This is a genomic window from Lysobacter sp. (assembly GCF_035655815.1).
Taxonomy (GTDB): domain Bacteria; phylum Pseudomonadota; class Gammaproteobacteria; order Xanthomonadales; family Xanthomonadaceae; genus Lysobacter_J.
The window spans coordinates 122796-140104 of sequence record NZ_DASRTS010000055.1 but is presented as its reverse complement, the minus strand read 5'-3'; the positions used below and the strand labels follow the sequence as shown (position 1 = coordinate 140104).

Here is a 17309-nt window from a genome sequence, read left to right as displayed (position 1 = left end):
GATACCCACCTCACCATGCGGTTGCATCATTGCCTGAGCGCGGCATCCGCCGCCAAGCCGACCACGCGCGCCCCCTCGGGGCGCGCGTGTTTTGTGACAGACGCATGCGCGGTCGTCCGGGGACGCGCATGAGCACCAGCATCAGCGCGGGGGAGCTGTTCGAGCAGCAGCGCGAGCGTCTGGCGCTGCGCTGGCTGGCCGGACAGGACGGCCAGCGCCGCATGCTCGAAGCGGTGGAAACCGTCGCGCGCCGGCCCTCGCTGGCCGGTTACCTCAATGCGATCTATCCCAACAAGGTGCAGATCCTCGGCACCGAGGAACTTGCGTGGCTGGATGCGCTGGAACCACGCCTGCGCTGGGAGACGATCGAGAAGATCATCCAGTTCCGCCCGCTGGCGCTGGTGATCAGCAAGGACCAGACCTGTCCCGAAGACCTGCGCATCGCTGCGCAGGAAAGCCATACGCCGTTGTGGGTGTCACCCCGGCGCGGCCATGAACTGCTCAACCACCTGCAATACCACCTGGCGCGCACGCTGGCGCCGCGCGTGACGCTGCATGGCGTGTTCATGGAGATCTACTCCATCGGCGTGCTCATCACCGGCGAATCCGGATCGGGCAAGAGCGAACTCGCGCTGGAACTGGTCACGCGTGGACATCGCCTGGTCGCGGACGATGCGCCGGAGTTCACCCAGATTGCGCCGGACGTACTGGACGGCACGTGTCCGGAGATGCTCCAGGACCTGCTGGAAGTGCGTGGCCTGGGCGTGCTGAACATCCGCCAGATGTTCGGCGACACCGCGGTGAAGAACAACAAGTACCTGCGGCTGATCGTGCACCTGGCCAAGCCGATGACCGAACCCAAGCCGATGGGCATGGAACGCCTGACCGGCGACAGCGGCGTACGGCGCGTGCTCGACCTGGACGTGCCGATGATCACCCTGCCCGTCATGCCCGGCCGCAACCTCGCGGTGCTGACCGAGGCGGCGACGCGCCTGCACAGTCTGCGCATGAAGGGTCTCGATCCTGCAGCGGCCTTCATCGCGCGCCACAGCAATTTCCTCGAACGCGGCGACACCTGACCGCGACCACCACCTTGCGACCCAACGCACCATGAGCGAAACGCCCACTTCCACCCTGGTCATCGTCAGCGGCATGTCCGGTTCGGGCAAATCGGTGGCGATGAAGACCTTCGAGGACCTGGGTTTCTTCTGCGTCGACAACCTGCCGGCGGACCTGCTGCCACAGTTCGTCGCCAGCCTGGTGCGGACCGCGGAAGGTGCGCCGGCCAAGCTCGCCGTCAGCATCGACGTGCGCAATCGCCACCACGATCTGAGCAACATTCCCGAGTGGCTGTCCGAAGTGGGCAAGCAGGGGCTCGACCCGCGCCTGGTGTTCTTCGACGCGTCGGACGAGACCATCCTCAAGCGTTACGCCGACACGCGCCGCCGCCATCCGCTGAGCCATCTGGGCCTGTCGCTGGCCGATGCGATCTCGCTGGAGCGCCAGGTGCTCAAGCCGCTGCGCTCCATTGCCGACGCCGTGGTCGACACCAGCAAGCTCAACGTGCACCAGCTGCGGCGCCAGGTAATCACCGAGTTCGGCATCGGTGGCGATGCGGGCATGTCGCTGCTGTTCGAATCGTTCGCGTACCGGCGCGGCGTTCCCGCCGATGCGGACTTCGTGTTCGATGCGCGCGCCCTGCCCAATCCGCACTGGGATCCGGTACTGCGTCCGCTCTCCGGTCGCGACGCGGCGATCCGCGAATATCTGGAAGCGCAGCCGGACGTGAACCTGTTCGTCGAACAGGTGAGCCAGTTCCTCGATACATGGTTGCCGCGCCTGCACGTGGACAGCACGCGCAGCTACGCGACCATCGCCATCGGCTGTACCGGCGGACGACACCGCTCGGTGTACCTGGCCGAACGATTCGCGGAGCACGCGCGCGCGCAAGGCTGGCCGGAAGTCGCGGTACACCATCGCGAACTCGACTGACGTCCCCTTCACGGCGTGGACACGGCTTGAGCACGCACGCGGTGAATCCGCGCTGATCTCGTGCGCCGCCTGAACCGGCTTACAAAAATTTCGCACCTCCCTTGCGTCGGCCTTGCACCCGCGACGTTACGGTTGTGATGCGCTGCCCCAGCGCGGACATTCGAACGGAGAGAGTGCAATGCAGAACCATCCACCGATCCTGGTGCTTGCGCTGGCTGCCGTGCTGGTGCCCGCCGCAGCGCTGGCCCAACGTACCGAGCCGCCCACCACGACTCCGCCACCGACCAGCGGCACCACCGATACGACGCCGCGCTCGCTCAGCTTCCGCGATCTGGACGTCAATGCCGACGGCAAGGTGAGCAAGGACGAGGCGGCGGCCGACGCCAAGCTGACCAGCCACTTCGCGCAGGTCGATCGCGATGGCGACGGACAGGTGTCCGAGACGGAATTCGCCGCGGGCCACGACCGCACCGGCAAGCCCCATTGACCGAGCCCGGTCGCGACCAGACCCATTCCGACGGACCATAAGGAGACGACAACCTCATGAAATCGAACCACTCCAAGCTCGCCGGCGCCCTCGCGCTGGCCCTGACCGGTGCCGCGCTGCTGGGCGGCTGCCAGCGCAACGAGACCGACGCCGTACCGCCGGCCACTGAAACTCCGCCGGCCGACACCACGCCTCCGCCGGAGACGACGCCGCCCCCGAGCAGCACGCCGCCTGCGGACACCACGACCACGCCGCCGACGGACGCCACCACGCCTCCGCCGACCGACACCACCCCGCCGGCCACGCCTCCTCCCACCGAAGGCACGCAGACCCCGCCGGAGGACCAGACCACCCCGCCACGGAGCTGATCGGAATCCTCGTACGATGCGCTCCGGCACGGGCGGCCCGCAGCAATGCGGGCCGCTCTCTTTTTTGTGGCCGCCCGGTCGGCGTCGGAAGATCGTGACGACGCGGGGCAGATGCGTGCCGTTCTGCTTTCGGGCCGTCACCCCGCTCTGTTAATTTGACGGCATGGCCGTCGGCATCCTCCTCATCACCCACGAAGGCATCGGCAACGCGCTGGTCGCGGTGGCCCGCCGTCTGCTGAGTCAGCTGCCGCTGCGGACCGAGGCGTTGGAGGTTCCGTTCGACGGCGACCCGGATGCCCTGCTCCCGCAGGCCAGTGCGGCACTGCGCCGCGTCGATACGGGCGAAGGGGTGCTGGTGCTGACCGACCTGTACGGCGCGACGCCGAGCAACCTGGCGGCAAAGGTCGCGCGACTGGGCACTCCGGTGCGTCGCGTCTCGGCGGTCAGCCTGCCGATGCTGTTGCGGGTGATGAACTACGCGGACCTGACGCTGGACGAGTTGCCGGCGGTGGCTTCAGCAGGCGCGCGCAACGGCGTGGTTCTGGATGAAGCATGAGCAGGCAGGCCAAACCAGTGGGCCTGGATTGCCTGCAACTGGACGAAGGATGAGCGGAGCGGCGAAGCGGAGAATGTGGCGATGATCGAACGCGAACTCACCGTCACCAACCGGTTGGGACTCCATGCGCGGGCGACGGCCAAGCTCGTGCAGACGCTGTCCGCGTTCCGCAGTTCCGCCACGCTCACCGCGAAGGGACGCGAGGTCAACGCCAAGAGCATCATGGGCGTGATGCTGCTGGCGGCTGGCCTCGGCACACAGGTCCGCCTGCGGGTCGAAGGCGAGGACGAGGAGCGCGCCGCGGAAGCGGTGATCTCGTTGTTCGAACGCCGCTTCGACGAAGACAGCTGAGGCGCCGATGAGGCAGGAGTTCCTCGGACACGGCGCCTCACGCGGAAGCGTGCTCGGTCGTGCCCGTGTGCGCCTGCCGCACGTGCTGGAGGTTGCCGAGGAACAGATCCCGGCCAAGCGAGTCGAGGCCGAGGTCGAGCGCCTGCATGCCGCCATCGCCACCGTGCGCGGCGAGATGGTCGCGCTGCGCGAACGCCTCCATGGCGCGCTGGTGCAGGAAGTCGGCGAATTCCTCGACCTGCACAGCCTGCTGCTCGACGACCCCGAACTGCTGCAGGGGCTGGACGAACTGATCCGGACCGGTCGCTACTCGGCCGACTACGCGCTGCGCCTGCAGCGCGACCGCATCGCGTCCGTGTTCCAGGCCATGGACGATGCCTACTTCCGCAGCCGCGTGGACGACATCGACCAGGTCATCGGCCGTGTCCACGCCGCGCTGCATCGGCACGACAACGGCATGCCCGGCGTGGCCGGCGAGATCCTGGTCACCGACAACGTCGCGCCGGCCGAGATCGCGCAACTGCAGGCGCAGGGCGTGATGGCCATCGTCACGACCACGGGCAGCGTGCTCTCGCACAGCGCGATCCTGGCGCGCAGCCTGCACCTGCCGCTGGTGGTCGGCGCCTCGCAGGCCATGCAGAAGATCAACGACGGCGACGTGCTGGCCGTGGACGGCGCCAGCGGCCGCGTGATCCTCGAGCCCAACGCCGACGACCTGCGCGCGCACCGCACGCGGGTGCGCGACCTCGCACGCGAGCGCAAGCAGTTGCACCGCCTGCGCCGCGAACCCACGCGCACGCTCGATGGCGTCGACATCAAGCTGTACGCCAACGCCGAATCGCGCGAGGACGTCGCCGAGGCGCATGCGCTGGGCGCCGCGGGCGTGGGCCTGTACCGCACCGAATTCCTGTTCCTGCAGCGCAACGAGCTGCCCGACGAGGAAGAGCAGTTCCGCGTGTATCGCGATGTCGTGCTCGGCATGACGGGTCGGGCGGTCACCATCCGCACGCTGGACCTGGGTGCCGACAAGGCCGACCGCACCGGCCTGGCACTGCGCGACGAGCCCAATCCCGCCCTGGGCCTGCGGGGCGTACGCCTGTCGCTGGCGCGCGACGGACTGCTCGAAACCCAGTTGCGGGCGCTGGTGCGTGCTTCGGCCTATGGGCCGCTGCGGATCCTCCTGCCGATGGTGTCCACGCGCGAGGAAATCCGCACCGTGCGCAAGCGGCTCAAGCGCGTCATCGAGGAAGTGCGCGCGCAGGGCCACGAGACCGCGGAGCAGATTCCGCTGGGCGCGATGATCGAAGTGCCGGCCGCCGCCATCGCCCTGCCCGCCTTCGTCGGCAGCGTCGATTTCCTGTCCATTGGCACCAACGACCTGGTGCAGTACCTGCTGGCCGCCGATCGCAACAACGAGGCGTTGACCAGTCTCTATACCCCGCTGCATCCCGCGGTGATCCGCCTGATCCGTGACGTGATCCGCCAGGGCAACGCACGCGGCAAGCCCGTGGCCGTATGCGGCGAGATGGCGGGCGACCCGCACTTCGCCCCGATGCTGCTGGCGCTGGGACTGACGGAATTCAGCCTGCATCCGGCCACGCTGCTTGAACTGCGCCACGTCATCCGCCAATGCGATCTGGCCCAACTGCAGGCGCGCGCCGCCGCCCTGCTGCGCGCACGCGACCGCGCGGCGATCGTGGAATGGATGGAAGCGAACAGGCCGGCTTGAAACGGCGAGCGCGAACGCGGAACGGCGACGGCACATCCACTTCGCCATCACGACCAGGTCCCAACACTCCTAAGGGGTGGGCATCCCCGCCGATCGAGGCGATAATGCTGCGATGAACGCCTGACCCTGTCGTGCCCGAGCGGCCCGACGCGACCACGCTTCTCACGAAGCCGGGAAGCCCGCATGGCCGAAGCCGTCCGCCACGACAAGACCGCGCGCCAACTGCGCCTGCTTTCCGATGCGCTCGACAGCGGTCGGCTTGGCCCGGTGCGTCGGCTGGTCAATACGCTCTCCCCTGCGGAGATCGGCAACCTCCTCGAATCGCTGCCGCCGGCCAAGCGCACGGTGGTGTGGGGGCTGGTCGATGCGGAGGACGACGGCGAAGTGCTGGTGCATGTCGGCGACGAGGTACGCGAGAGTCTGCTGGCCGAGATGGACCCGGACGAGATCGTCGCGGCGGTCGAGGACCTGGACATCGACGACCTCGCGGACCTGGTCGAGGACCTGCCGGACACGGTCATCGACGAAGTCCTCAAGTCGATGGACCGCGAGAACCGCGAGCGGCTGGAGCAGGTGCTGTCGTACCCGGAGGACACCGCCGGCCGACTGATGAACCCCGACGTGGTGACGGTCCGCACCGACACCACCATCGACGTGGTCCTGCGCTACCTGCGCCTGCGCGGCGAACTGCCCGAGCACACCGACCACCTGTACGTGGTCAGCCGCCGCCACCAGTACCTGGGCCGCATCGCGCTGGCCGCGCTGCTCACGCATGAGCCGGGCACGCCGATCAACAAGCTGATCGACGACGAGCAGCCGGCGATCGACGTGGAGGAGTCGGCGAACGAAGTGGCCCGCAAGTTCTCCGACCATGACTGGCTCAGTGCGCCCGTCGTGGACGAGAACAACATCCTGCTCGGCCGCATCACCATCGACGACGTTGTCGACATCATCCGCAACCAGGCCGAGCACCAGGCGCTGAGCGCCGCCGGCCTGGACGAGGACGAGGACCTCTTCAGTCCGGTGTGGCGCGCCATGCGCCGCCGGCTGATCTGGCTGTCGATCAACCTGGGTACCGCGTTCCTCGCGGCCAGCGTGGTGGGCGAATTCGCCGACACCATCGACAAGCTGGTCGCGCTGGCGGTGCTGATGCCCATCGTCGCCGGCATGGGCGGCAACGCCGGCACGCAGGTGCTGGCGCTGATGGTGCGCGGCCTGGCATTGGGACAGGTCGGCGCGTCCAACGTGCGCACGCTGCTGTGGAAGGAAGTGCGCGTGGCGCTGCTCAACGGCCTGATGCTGGGCACGCTGCTCGCCGTGATCGTGCTGGTGTGGTTCCACAGCGTCGGGCTGTCGGTGGTGATCGGCGTCGCCCTCACCGCCAACCTGCTGTTCGCGGCGATGGCGGGCGTGCTGGTGCCGGTGGCGATCAAGCGTGCCGGCTACGATCCGGCGCTGGCCAGCGGCATCTTCCTAACGACGGTGACCGACGTGATGGGCTTCTTCACCTTCCTCGGCCTGGCCACGCTGATCCTGTTGCGCTGACCCTGCGGCGCTGAGCGCGCCTGATCGCGGAAATGCGACGCCGTGCATTGCGGCCCGCAGAGGGAAACCCAATCATGCGGGCCGCCTGCTGGAGTCTGCACCGATGCGCCTTCGATCCGCCCTGAATCCGTTCCGCTTTCTCGTGCTCGCGGCGACGCTCCTGCTGGGCGCCTGCGCGCACGCGCCTCGCGAGGAACCGCCCGGCTACTTCGTCGAACGAAGTGTCACGGTCGATGGCACCGCGCACCGGTACCAGGTGTTCGTGCCTTCGCGCAAAGCCGCAGGCCGCAGCCCCGCGACGATCCTGTTCCTGCACGGTTCCGGCGAACGCGGCACCGACAACCAGCGCCAGTTGCAGGTGGGTTTGGGCACATACGTGCGCGCGCATGCGGGGGATTTCCCCGCGGTGGTGGTGTTCCCGCAGGCGCCGGAAGGCACATCGTGGACCGGAGCGCAGGCGCGCGTGGCCCTGGCTGCGCTCGATGCCTCGCTCGACGAGTTCGACGGCGACGACGATCGCGTCATCCTCACCGGCATTTCCCGTGGCGGCTACGGCGTGTACGAACTGGCGATGCTGGAACCGCGACGCTTCGCGGCGCTGGTCCCGGTATGCGGCGGCATCACCCAGCCGCCTGCACTGAAGGAACGTCTGGTCGTCGAAGGCGTAAGCGAAGCGCCCGACCCGTTCGCCGCCGCCGCGCAGCGTCTGCAGCGCATGCCGATCTGGGTCTTCCACGGCGCCAGGGACGAGACGGTCACGCCCGACCAGTCCCGCCACATGGTCGAAGCGCTGCGCCGCATCGGCGGCAACGTGCGCTACACCGAGTTCGCCGAAGCGGGACACAACAGCTGGGATGCGGCCTATGCGACGCAGGAGCTCTGGGGCTGGGCCTGGTTGCAGAGGCGATGATGTAGCCTCCCGCGCGCCACGCGGATGCGGTACAACCGGTCCATCCTTGGGGAGGATCAGCGCATGGGTCGAAGGATCGCATTCCTGGTGTGCATGGCGCTGCTGCCCGGGTGCGCGAGCGCGCAGGTGGAAACCGTCATCACCTCATTGAAGCGCGCGCATTCTCCGTTTCAGTTGGGCGCCCGCTTCCGCGCCGACGCGAATGCCGCCGCACGCGCCGCAATGCAGCGCGACTACACCGAGGCGCGCAAGCGCCTAGCGCCGGTGATCGCCTATTGCGACCAGCTCGCCACGCCCACGCGCGACGTTGTCAGCGTGGCCAACGCCGCAGAGTACGAGGCCTTCGTGACAGCCGCGACGAGCGGCAAGCCTGTTGAATGGATCGATTCCGCATGCCCTAGTGCGTACAAGATGGCAGCGTTCGTGGATATCGAAACCCGGGACCATGAGAGGGCGCTGGCAATGCTGGAAAAGACCAGCGCGATCGCGCCGTACTGGGCCGAGCCGCACGCGGAACGCGGTTACCTGCTGAACCAGCTCGGTCGCGTGTCGGAGGGGCTCGCCAGTTACCAGCGTGCGTGGGAACTCGTCGAGCGCTATGAGAGCAACGACTACGCCAGGGCGCTGGTGCTACGCGGGCTCGGTTACACCTACATCGAGCTGCACGACCTCGATCGCGCCGAGGATCTCTACCGCCAGTCGTTGCAGGTCGATCCGGGCAATTCGACAGCCGAGCGGGAACTCGAGTACATCCGCCAGCAGAGGGAGCGATCGCAGTTGCCGCAATAGCCATGGAGGCTGGGGCTGGGCAACTGGCATTCGCGTGAGCGTGGCCGATGGCGGCTACGGATCGCTCGGCCCGGCCATCCCTAGCCGGGCGTTCGGCAGGCCACGCGGCAGCGCCGCACGAGTAGCGTCTTTGGTGTGTCCAGCCTGCCGTCCATGGCGCAGCGCCGAGGCTTCGGGTCGCCCTGCCCGGCCGTCCATGGCCGGGCGTTCGGCCGCGCGCGAGCCAGTGGCTCGCAAGCGCGCGGCCTCACCCCCTCAACAGCGCTTCCAGTACGGCCATGCGTACGGCGACGCCGTTGCTGACCTGGCGCAGGATCAGCGACTGCGGGCCGTCGGCCACTTCGTCGGTGATCTCGACGCCGCGATTGATCGGGCCGGGGTGCATCACGACCGCGTCGGGCGCAGCGCGCTTCAGGCGGGCGGCGGTGAGGCCGTAGTCGCGGTGGTAGTCGTCCAGCGAGGCGATCAGGCCTTCTTCCATGCGCTCGCGCTGCAAGCGCAGCATCATCGCGGCATCCACGCCTTGCAGCGCCTCATCGAGGTCGTGCGAGACCACGCAGCCCTGCAACGTGTCCGCGTCGGGCAACAGCGATGCCGGGCCGCACACGCGGATCTCGCCCGTGCCGAGCGTACGCAGTGCCTGCAGGTCGGACCGCGCCACGCGCGAGTGCTTCACGTCGCCGACGATCGCCACTTTGAGCTTCGAGAAATCCGCGCCCTTCGCCTGGCGCAGGGTCAGCATGTCGAGCAGCCCCTGCGTGGGGTGCGAGCTGCGACCGTCGCCGGCGTTCACCAGCACGGTGTCGTGGTTGACGTGCGGCGCGAGCGCCGCGACGGCGCCGTCCTCGTGATGGCGGATCACGAAGCCTCGCACGCCCATCGCTTCCAGGTTCTTCACCGTGTCCAGGGCGGTTTCACCCTTGCGGGTGGACGAGGTGGAGGCATCGAAGTTCAGCACGTCCGCGCCCAGGCGCTGCGCGGCGAGACTGAAGCTCATGCGCGTGCGCGTGGACGGTTCGAAGAACAGCGTGCACACGGCCACACCATCCAGCGCGCGGCGGTCGTAATGCCCTTCGGCGAAGGCCTGCGCGCGGACCAGCAGCGCGGTCAGCGCCTGCGCGCCAAGTCCGTCGAGCGTGAGGAGGTGGCGCGGCAATGGCGTATGCGATGCGTTCATGCGATGGGCGGTTGGCTCGGCCGTGCGGGCCGTTCAATTTCGGAAATGTCGAGCGCGTCGTCGGGTGCGGCCAGCCAGCGTTCGATGATCACCGCGGCGGCCACGGCGTCGAGCGCCTCGGCATCGCGGCGGCGCTTGCGGCCTTCGGCCCGGTCGGAAGCGAAACGCTGCGCGGCTTCGATGGAACTCATGCGCTCGTCCACCAGCACCACGGGCAATCCGTAGCGGCGCTGCAGCTCGCGGGCGAAGGCATGCGCGCGCTGGCGGATCGGCTGGTCGCTGCCGTCCAGGGTCATCGGATCGCCGACGATCAGGCCGTCGGGACGCCACTCGCTGCGCAATCGGTCGATGGAGGCCCAGTCGGGTCCATGGCCATGCACGTCGATCACGGCCAGCGCGCGTGCGCCATGGCCGAACGCGCTGCCGACCGCCACGCCGATGCGGCGCGCGCCGACGTCGAAACCCAGCACCGTGCCGTCGCGCCGGATGCGGACCGGTTTGTCCGGCGTCGCCTCCATCAGGCGTGACCGGAGTAATCCGCCAGGTACGCAAAATCCACGCCGATGCGACCGGCCGCGGCTTCCCAGCGCGCGTCGAGCGGCAGCTTGAACAGCAGTTCGGCATCGGCGGGCGCGGTGAGCCAGTCGTTCTCGGTGAGCTCGTGTTCGAGCTGGCCCGAGCCCCAGCCCGCGCAGCCCAGCGCGACGATGGCGTTGTCCGGCCCTTCGCCGCGCGCCATCGCCTCGAGGATGTCGCGCGAGGTGGTGAGGAACAATTGATCGGTGATGGCCATCGTGGAGTCCCACTGCATGCCGCCGTCGTGCAGCACGAAGCCGCGTTCCGGATGCACGGGGCCGCCGGCAAGCACCGGCTGCGCGAGCAGTGTCTCGTCGCCGCCCTCCAGGCCCATCTGGCCGAACACCTCGCCCAGCGTGTACTCGGAAGGACGGTTGACCACGATGCCCATCGCGCCGTCGGCATCGTGCTGGCAGATGAGCGCGACGCTGCGAGCGAAGTTGGACTCCGCCAGTGAGGGCAGCGCGATCAGCAGCTGATTGGCCAGTGGGGTAGGCGTCACGGACATGGACTGCATTCTATCGCGGGCCGTGTGATGCGTGCCGCATCGTGGCCGGCGTAGGATGACGGCTTTCCCCAGCCGCCACGCCCTCATGCCGCTCCCGTCGCTCCGTCCGCTCGGACTGGCCTGCCTTGTCGTCCTCTCGCTGGCGGCCTGCCAGCGCCCCGCAACGCAGGAAACCGCCTCGCCCGCCGCGCAGCCTGCGGCTTCGGCGAAGGAAAGCTATGCGCAGGCCCACGCCGGCGACTATGCGGTGGTGCCACTGAAGGCCGATCTTTCGCGCTTCGACGAGAACACCCGGCGCATGATCGCCCGGCTGGTCGAGGCCAGCGAGGTGATGAACGACATCTACTGGAAGCAGTCGTGGGATGGCGACCGCGCCGCGCTGCTGGCGCGCGCGCCCGATGCGGCCACGCGCGAACTGGCGCAGATCAACTTCGGTCCGTGGGATCGTCTGAACGAGGACGCGCCCTTCATCGACGGCGTGGGACCGCGTCCGCCCGGCGGCCCGTTCTATCCGGCGGACATGACCAGGGAGGAGTTCGAGGCCGCGGCACTCCCCGACAAGACCTCCAACTACACGCTGCTGCGGCGCGAGAACGGCAAGCTGGTCACCGTGCCTTACCACGTGGCGTACAAGCCCGAACTGGAGCGCGCCGCCGCGCTGCTGCGCGAGGCCGCCGAGCTGAGCACCGACAAGTCCTTCGCCGCCTACCTGCGCATGCGCGCCGACGCGCTGCTGGACGACGATTTCCGCCCCAGCGACATGGCCTGGATGGACATGAAGACGAACCCGGTCGACATCGTCATCGGCCCCATCGAGACCTACGAAGATCAGTTGTTCGGCTACAAGGCCGCGTATGAAGGCCTGGTGCTGATCAAGGACATCGAATGGAGCCGGAAGCTCGCACGCTTCGCCAGCTTCCTGCCTGCGCTGCAGAAGGGCCTGCCGGTGGACGCGAAATACAAGGCCGAGATGCCGGGATCCAACGCGGACCTCAACGCGTACCAGGTGGTGTATTACGGTGGCAACGCCAACGTCGGCGGCAAGACCATCGCGATCAACCTGCCCAATGATGAGGAAGTGCAGCTGGCCAAGGGCACGCGACGCCTGCAGCTGGAAAACGTGATGAAGGCGAAGTTCGACGCCATCCTGGTGCCGATCGCCAACGAGCTGATCGCCAAGGACCAGCTCAGGCACGTGACGTTCGATGCGTTCTTCGAGGACGTGATGTTCCATGAAGTGGCGCACGGCCTGGGCATCAAGAAGACGCTGGACGGCAAGGGCACGGTCGACGAAGCGCTGAAGGAATACGCGTCCAGCTTCGAGGAAGGCAAGGCCGACATCCTGGGCCTGTACATGATCGACGCGCTGAGCCGCCAGGGTGAACTCGACGAGAGCAAGCTGATGGACGGCTACGTCACCTTCCTCGCTGGCATCCTGCGATCAGTGCGCTTTGGCGCCAGCGACGCGCATGGCAAGGCCAACATGGTGCGCTTCAACTTCTTCGCCGAGCGCGGCGCCTTCACACGCGACGCCGATGGCCGTTATCGCGTGGACTTCGACAAGATGCGCGAAGCGATGAATGCGCTCAGCGCCAGCCTGCTCACCGTGCAGGGGGACGGCGACTACGCGGAAGCCCAGCGCATGACCGAGACCATGGGCACGATCAAGCCGGAACTCGCCGCGGACCTGGCCCGCCTGAAGGACGCGAAGATCCCGGTGGACATCCGCTTCGAGCAGGGATTGGAGACGCTGGGGTTGCAGGAGTTCGCGAGCAGGAAGTAACCATGCTGTTGTAGCCCGGATAAGCGCAGCGCACTCGGGAACGCGACCGCCCCGGGTGCGGCGTTCGGCCTTACCCGGGCTACGCGAGCTGCTGCCCCGTCATCCCGGCGAAAGCCGGGATCCATTTTGCATTTGCTTCTTCATGTTTTTCGGCCGTCATTCCCGCGAAGTCGGGAATCCATCTTTCATAGCGTCGCACCCGACGAAAGTCACTGGATCCCCGCTTTCGCGGGGATGACGATAACGCTCCCGAACCTCGTCTCTACCGATATGTCCGGCTACTGCGACTACGCTCCCGGCCACCCGCTTCACGGCCCCTACCATGACACCGAGTACGGCTTTCCGCAGCGCGACGAAGCTGTGCTGTTCGAACGCCTGATCCTGGAGATCAACCAGGCGGGCCTCAGCTGGGAAACCATGCTGCGCAAGCGCGAAGGCTTCCATCACGCTTACCACGGTTTCGATGTCGACAAGGTGGCCAGTTACGGCGACAAGGATCGCGAACGCCTGCTCAACGACGCCGGGATCATCCGCAACCGGCTGAAAGTGGATGCCGCCATCTACAACGCGCAGGTGATCCAGCAACTGCGGGCGCCGCATGGCAGCTTCGCACAGTGGCTGGACGCGAACATCCTCGACGAGCATGGGAAGCGCCGCGACAAGGCCGGATGGATCAGGCTCTTCAAGAAGACCTTCCGCTTCACCGGCGGCGAAATCACCAACGAGTTCCTGATGAGCCTGGGCTACCTGCCCGGCGCGCATCGCGAGGACTGCCCCGCCTACCAGCGCATCCTCAAGCTCAGGCCACCGCTCGATCCGGCATGGCGGCGCAAGGTCTGAGCGCGCATCCCGTTTACTGCGAACGCGGGACGATCGATATCTGGCCGTCGTTTTCGACGGTCGCTTCCTTGATGTCGTCCATCTTCTCCACGCCCTGGTTGAGGCGTGCGGACATGAGGATTTCCTCTTCGTCCACGCGCGACTTGTCCATGTTCTTCTGCAGCCGTTCGCCGTTGCGGATCAAAGGCAGCGGCAGTCCCTCAAAGATGCGGCTGGCTGCGGGCCAGCGGTGCTTGATGAAGGACAGCAGGACGCTCATGCCCACCAGGGTCATGATCAGCAGGAACGAGTTGGTGATCGAATGATCGCTGTCCACCATCGCCTGGTTGGTGACTTCCGAAATGATGAGCAGCAGTACCAGCTCGAACGGAGATGTCTCCGCCAGCGTGCGCTTGCCCGAGATGCGGAAGATCAGCCAGAGGAAGAGATACACCGTGACGCCGCGAATGACGGATTCCATGGGTCACCTCACGGATAGACGAACTGGTTGATCGGCACGGCATGCGCACCTGCAATAGACACATCGCCCGCGCGACGCCCGAACGTGGCGGGCCGGAACCGGAAATCGAACCTCGCCGGCGTATCGCCGGGGGCGACGCGGAACGCGAACTCGGTGAAGCCAGCCCCGGCCTCCTGCTGGTCGGGCTCGGGCACGATGGACTCCAGTTCCATGTTCTCGATCAGCGAGCCATCGAAGCGCAGGCGAATGACTCCATCGCGCGCAAGCGACGGACTGGCCTCGAAGCGATACAACGAGGGCGCACTGGAGCGCAGCAGGCGATCGTATTCGACGGACAGGCCCTGCGCTGACCCGCTGCGGGCGTGACTGAGCGGACCATCGCCGAACGCGCCCAGCAACGTGGCCACCAACAGCAGCCCCATGATCGTCCAGCCGATGCGCTCGACGCGCCACGCGGCGCGGTGGTGACGCATCAGGTCCGCGAAGTCGCTCTCATCCGCCGTCTTTTCGCGCTTGGTGCGTACTGAGCCGGCCATTCGTGTCACCCGGCATGCAATGTGGCGGTGGCCGTCAATACATCGAGCTCGCCCTGGAGGATGTTGAGATCGTTTCGTGCCATGTGCGTGCCACGTCGATGGGATGGCATGAAAGATCACATCAGCTCGGTGCACATGGCGTGTAAGCGGGCGTGCGCAATGCATCGATGCGCAGCAATCAGTGCCGCGTTCACATTTCTAGCCTGCTCGTGAATGCGGCCCGCAATGATGTGCAGCGCAAAGAAAAAGCCCCGCTTGCGCGGGGCTTCTACGGTGCAACGTGACGTGGCCTCAGCGCAGTCCGGCCACTTCCACGCCGTCCAGACCCGCGGCCAGCGTCTTGGCGTCGCCGCCCTGCGCCAGCTTGATGCGCAGGCGCACTTCGTTCTGCGAGTCGGCGTAGCGAAGCGCGTCCTCGTAGCTGATCTCGCCGGCCTGGTACAGCTCGAACAGGGCCTGGTCGAAGGTCTTCATGCCCAGTTGCACGGATTCCTTCATCACTTCCTTGAGCTTGTGGATCTCGCCGTCGCGGATGTAGTCCTGCACCAGCGGCGTGCCCAGCAGGATCTCCATCGCCACGCGACGGCTCTTGCCGTCCGGCGTCGGGATCAGCTGCTGTGCGACCACGCCCTTGAGGTTCAGCGACAGGTCCATCAGCAACTGCTGTCGGCGATCCTCGGGGAAGAAGTTGATGATGCGGTCCATCGCCTGGTTGGCGTTGTTGGCGTGCAGCGTGCACAGCACCAGGTGGCCGGTTTCGGCGAAGGCGATCGCGTGGTCCATGCCCTCGCGGGTACGCACCTCACCGATCATGATCACGTCCGGCGCCTGGCGCAGCGTGTTCTTCAGCGCGGCCTCCCAGCTGTCGGTGTCGATGCCGACCTCGCGCTGGGTGATGATGCAGCCCTCGTGCTTGTGCACGAATTCGATGGGGTCCTCGATGGTGATGATGTGGCCGGTCGAGTTGAGGTTGCGGTAGCCGATCATCGCCGCGAGCGAGGTCGACTTGCCCGTGCCCGTGGCGCCGACGAAGATGATGATGCCGCGCTTGGTCATCGCCAGCGTCTTGATCACTGGCGGCAGGTTCAACTCTTCCACCGTCGGAATCTTGGTCTCGATGCGACGCAGGACCATGCCGACCTGGTTGCGCTGGTAGAAGCAGCTCACGCGGAAGCGGCCTACGCCGGCCACGCCGATGGCGAAGTTGCACTCGTGGGTCTTCTCGAACTCTTCGCGCTGCTGCGGCGTCATCACGTTGAGGACGAGGTCGCGGCTCTGCTGCGGCGTCAGCGGATTCTGCGTGATCGGGGAGAGCTTGCCGTTCACCTTCATCGACGGCGGCATGCCAGCGGTGATGAACAGGTCCGAGGCGCGCTGATGCGCCATCAGCTTCAGGAACGAAGTGAAGTCGATGCTGCCGCTACCGGCGGCCGGCGTACCCGTGTTGGTGGTGCTCATGCGCTAACTCCCCTGCCGCCGGCAGGCGCCGCACGGCGTGTGAACTGCAAAACAGCCGATTCCCCATCCTCCACCGCGCGCGGTAGAGGGCTTGTGCATTACTCGAACAGACGCTTGTCCCTGGCGTATTCCTTCGCCTGCGGCCGCAGGATCAGGCCGCGCTTGACCAGATCCTGCAGATGCTGGTCGAGCGTCATCATTCCGTACTGCTGGCCGGTCTGGATGGCCGAATACATCTGGGCCACCTTGTCCTCGCGGATCAGGTTACGGATGGCCGGGATGCCGACCATGATTTCCCACGCCGCGGTACGGCCGCCGCCGACCTTCTTCAGCAGCGCCTGCGAGATCACCGCGCGCAGCGATTCGGACAGCATCGAGCGCACCATCGGCTTCTCGCCGGCGGGAAACACGTCGATGATGCGGTCGATAGTCTTGGCGGCCGACGAGGTGTGCAGCGTGCCGAACACCAGGTGGCCCGTTTCCGCGGCGGTCAGCGCCAGACGGATCGTTTCCAGGTCGCGCAACTCGCCGACGAGGATGTAGTCGGGGTCCTCACGCAGCGCCGAACGCAGTGCCTCGTTGAAGCCGTGCGTGTCGCGGTGCACCTCGCGCTGGTTGATCAGGCACTTCTGCGAGGTGTGCACGAATTCGATCGGATCCTCGACCGAGAGGATATGGCCGTATTCGTTCTTGTTGATGTGGTCGAGCATCGCTGCCAGCGTGGTGGACTTGCCCGAACCGGTCGGGCCGGTCACCAGGATCAGGCCCTGCGGCTGGTCGATGAGTTCGCGGAAGATCGGCGGGCAGCCCAGGTCGTCCAGCGACAGCACTTCCGACGGAATGGTACGGAACACCGCACCCGCGCCGCGGTTCTGGTTGAACGCGTTGACGCGGAAGCGCGCCAGGCCCGGGATCTCGAACGAGAAGTCGACCTCGAGGAACTCTTCGTAGTCGCGGCGCTGCTTGTCCGACATGATGTCGTACACGAGCGCGTGCACCTGCTTGTGGTCCAGCGCGGGAATGTTGATGCGACGCACGTCGCCGTCCACGCGGATCATGGGCGGCAGGCCGGCGGAAAGGTGCAGGTCGGATGCTTTGTTCTTGACCGAGAACGCCAGAAGTTCGGCGATATCCATGCGTGCTCCCCTGCACTGCTGGAACTGAAGACTGGAACGGAACTACCCCGGACGGCAGTATAGCCGTCACCCCACGCTGGATTTCCAGCACTTTCGACGGGAATTGAG

At 66.7% G+C, this 17309-nt stretch carries 19 protein-coding genes; 12 read left to right on the top strand and 7 right to left on the bottom strand.

Annotated features, from left to right (window positions below; translation table 11 throughout):
• Window positions 1-128: 128 nt before the first annotated feature.
• The 10 genes from hprK (at window position 129) to VFE83_RS15070 (ending at window position 8727) form a co-directional block, all read left to right on the top strand.
• Window positions 129-1079 (top strand): HPr(Ser) kinase/phosphatase, encoded by a 951-nt coding sequence (gene hprK / locus VFE83_RS15115; RefSeq protein WP_324907604.1) that lies wholly within the window; start codon window positions 129-131, stop codon window positions 1077-1079.
• A 31-nt stretch (window positions 1080-1110) separates the two neighbouring features.
• Window positions 1111-1992 carry an RNase adapter RapZ gene (rapZ, locus tag VFE83_RS15110; protein ID WP_324907602.1) on the top strand — a complete coding sequence of 294 codons (882 nt, stop codon included), beginning with the start codon at window positions 1111-1113 and terminating at the stop codon, window positions 1990-1992.
• A gap of 178 nt (window positions 1993-2170) precedes the next feature.
• The gene (locus VFE83_RS15105) at window positions 2171-2479 is read left to right on the top strand and encodes an EF-hand domain-containing protein (protein WP_324907600.1); all 309 of its coding nucleotides are present in this window, start codon (window positions 2171-2173) and stop codon (window positions 2477-2479) included.
• 56 nt (window positions 2480-2535) lie between these two features.
• Window positions 2536-2847 carry a hypothetical protein gene (locus VFE83_RS15100; protein ID WP_324907598.1) on the top strand — a complete coding sequence of 104 codons (312 nt, stop codon included), beginning with the start codon at window positions 2536-2538 and terminating at the stop codon, window positions 2845-2847.
• 163 nt (window positions 2848-3010) lie between these two features.
• A complete protein-coding gene (locus VFE83_RS15095) occupies window positions 3011-3403 on the top strand; it encodes a PTS sugar transporter subunit IIA (protein WP_324907596.1) in 393 nt (130 codons plus the stop codon).
• An 81-nt stretch (window positions 3404-3484) separates the two neighbouring features.
• Entirely contained in the window at window positions 3485-3754 is a 270-nt protein-coding gene (locus VFE83_RS15090; protein WP_324907594.1) for an HPr family phosphocarrier protein, read from the top strand.
• 7 nt (window positions 3755-3761) lie between these two features.
• A complete protein-coding gene (gene ptsP, locus VFE83_RS15085) occupies window positions 3762-5483 on the top strand; it encodes a phosphoenolpyruvate--protein phosphotransferase (protein ID WP_324907592.1) in 1722 nt (573 codons plus the stop codon).
• A 183-nt stretch (window positions 5484-5666) separates the two neighbouring features.
• A complete protein-coding gene (gene mgtE / locus VFE83_RS15080) occupies window positions 5667-7028 on the top strand; it encodes a magnesium transporter (protein ID WP_324907590.1) in 1362 nt (453 codons plus the stop codon).
• Between the two features lie 103 nt (window positions 7029-7131).
• Window positions 7132-7938 carry a prolyl oligopeptidase family serine peptidase gene (locus VFE83_RS15075; RefSeq protein WP_324907588.1) on the top strand — a complete coding sequence of 269 codons (807 nt, stop codon included), beginning with the start codon at window positions 7132-7134 and terminating at the stop codon, window positions 7936-7938.
• Window positions 7939-8031: 93 nt separating this feature from the next.
• Window positions 8032-8727 carry a tetratricopeptide repeat protein gene (locus VFE83_RS15070; protein ID WP_324907586.1) on the top strand — a complete coding sequence of 232 codons (696 nt, stop codon included), beginning with the start codon at window positions 8032-8034 and terminating at the stop codon, window positions 8725-8727.
• Between the two features lie 247 nt (window positions 8728-8974).
• Here the strand turns inward: VFE83_RS15070 and VFE83_RS15065 are convergent, their stop codons facing one another.
• From VFE83_RS15065 to VFE83_RS15055, 3 genes are read right to left on the bottom strand one after another with little or no spacing between them, the layout of a single operon-like run.
• A complete protein-coding gene (locus tag VFE83_RS15065; protein ID WP_324907584.1) occupies window positions 8975-9904 on the bottom strand; it encodes an aspartate carbamoyltransferase catalytic subunit in 930 nt (309 codons plus the stop codon).
• Window positions 9901-10422 (bottom strand): Holliday junction resolvase RuvX, encoded by a 522-nt coding sequence (gene ruvX / locus VFE83_RS15060; RefSeq protein WP_324907582.1) that lies wholly within the window; start codon window positions 10420-10422, stop codon window positions 9901-9903. Before ruvX ends, VFE83_RS15065 begins: the two co-directional genes overlap by 4 nt.
• On the bottom strand, window positions 10422-10988 hold the full coding sequence (locus VFE83_RS15055; protein ID WP_324907580.1) for a YqgE/AlgH family protein: 567 nt from the start codon (window positions 10986-10988) through the stop codon (window positions 10422-10424). The genes ruvX and VFE83_RS15055 overlap by 1 nt, the downstream gene beginning before the upstream one ends.
• A gap of 85 nt (window positions 10989-11073) precedes the next feature.
• Here VFE83_RS15055 and VFE83_RS15050 point away from each other — a divergent pair, with 85 nt between their 5' ends.
• On the top strand, window positions 11074-12771 hold the full coding sequence (locus tag VFE83_RS15050) for a dipeptidyl-peptidase 3 family protein (RefSeq protein WP_324907578.1): 1698 nt from the start codon (window positions 11074-11076) through the stop codon (window positions 12769-12771).
• Between the two features lie 270 nt (window positions 12772-13041).
• Window positions 13042-13611 (top strand): DNA-3-methyladenine glycosylase I, encoded by a 570-nt coding sequence (locus tag VFE83_RS15045; RefSeq protein ID WP_324907705.1) that lies wholly within the window; start codon window positions 13042-13044, stop codon window positions 13609-13611.
• Window positions 13612-13624: 13 nt separating this feature from the next.
• Here VFE83_RS15045 and VFE83_RS15040 read toward each other — a convergent pair whose 3' ends face one another.
• The 4 genes from VFE83_RS15040 to VFE83_RS15025 all read right to left on the bottom strand — a co-directional run bounded on the left by VFE83_RS15040 (window position 13625) and on the right by VFE83_RS15025 (window position 17201).
• A complete protein-coding gene (locus VFE83_RS15040) occupies window positions 13625-14071 on the bottom strand; it encodes a DUF421 domain-containing protein (RefSeq protein ID WP_324907576.1) in 447 nt (148 codons plus the stop codon).
• Between the two features lie 8 nt (window positions 14072-14079).
• Window positions 14080-14607: a hypothetical protein gene (locus VFE83_RS15035; protein WP_324907574.1), complete on the bottom strand. Its 528-nt coding sequence runs from the start codon at window positions 14605-14607 to the stop codon at window positions 14080-14082.
• 291 nt (window positions 14608-14898) lie between these two features.
• Complete coding sequence (locus tag VFE83_RS15030; protein WP_324907572.1) at window positions 14899-16065, bottom strand: PilT/PilU family type 4a pilus ATPase; 1167 nt, start codon at window positions 16063-16065, stop codon at window positions 14899-14901.
• A gap of 98 nt (window positions 16066-16163) precedes the next feature.
• A complete protein-coding gene (locus VFE83_RS15025) occupies window positions 16164-17201 on the bottom strand; it encodes a type IV pilus twitching motility protein PilT (protein ID WP_324907570.1) in 1038 nt (345 codons plus the stop codon).
• Window positions 17202-17309 lie beyond the last annotated feature (108 nt).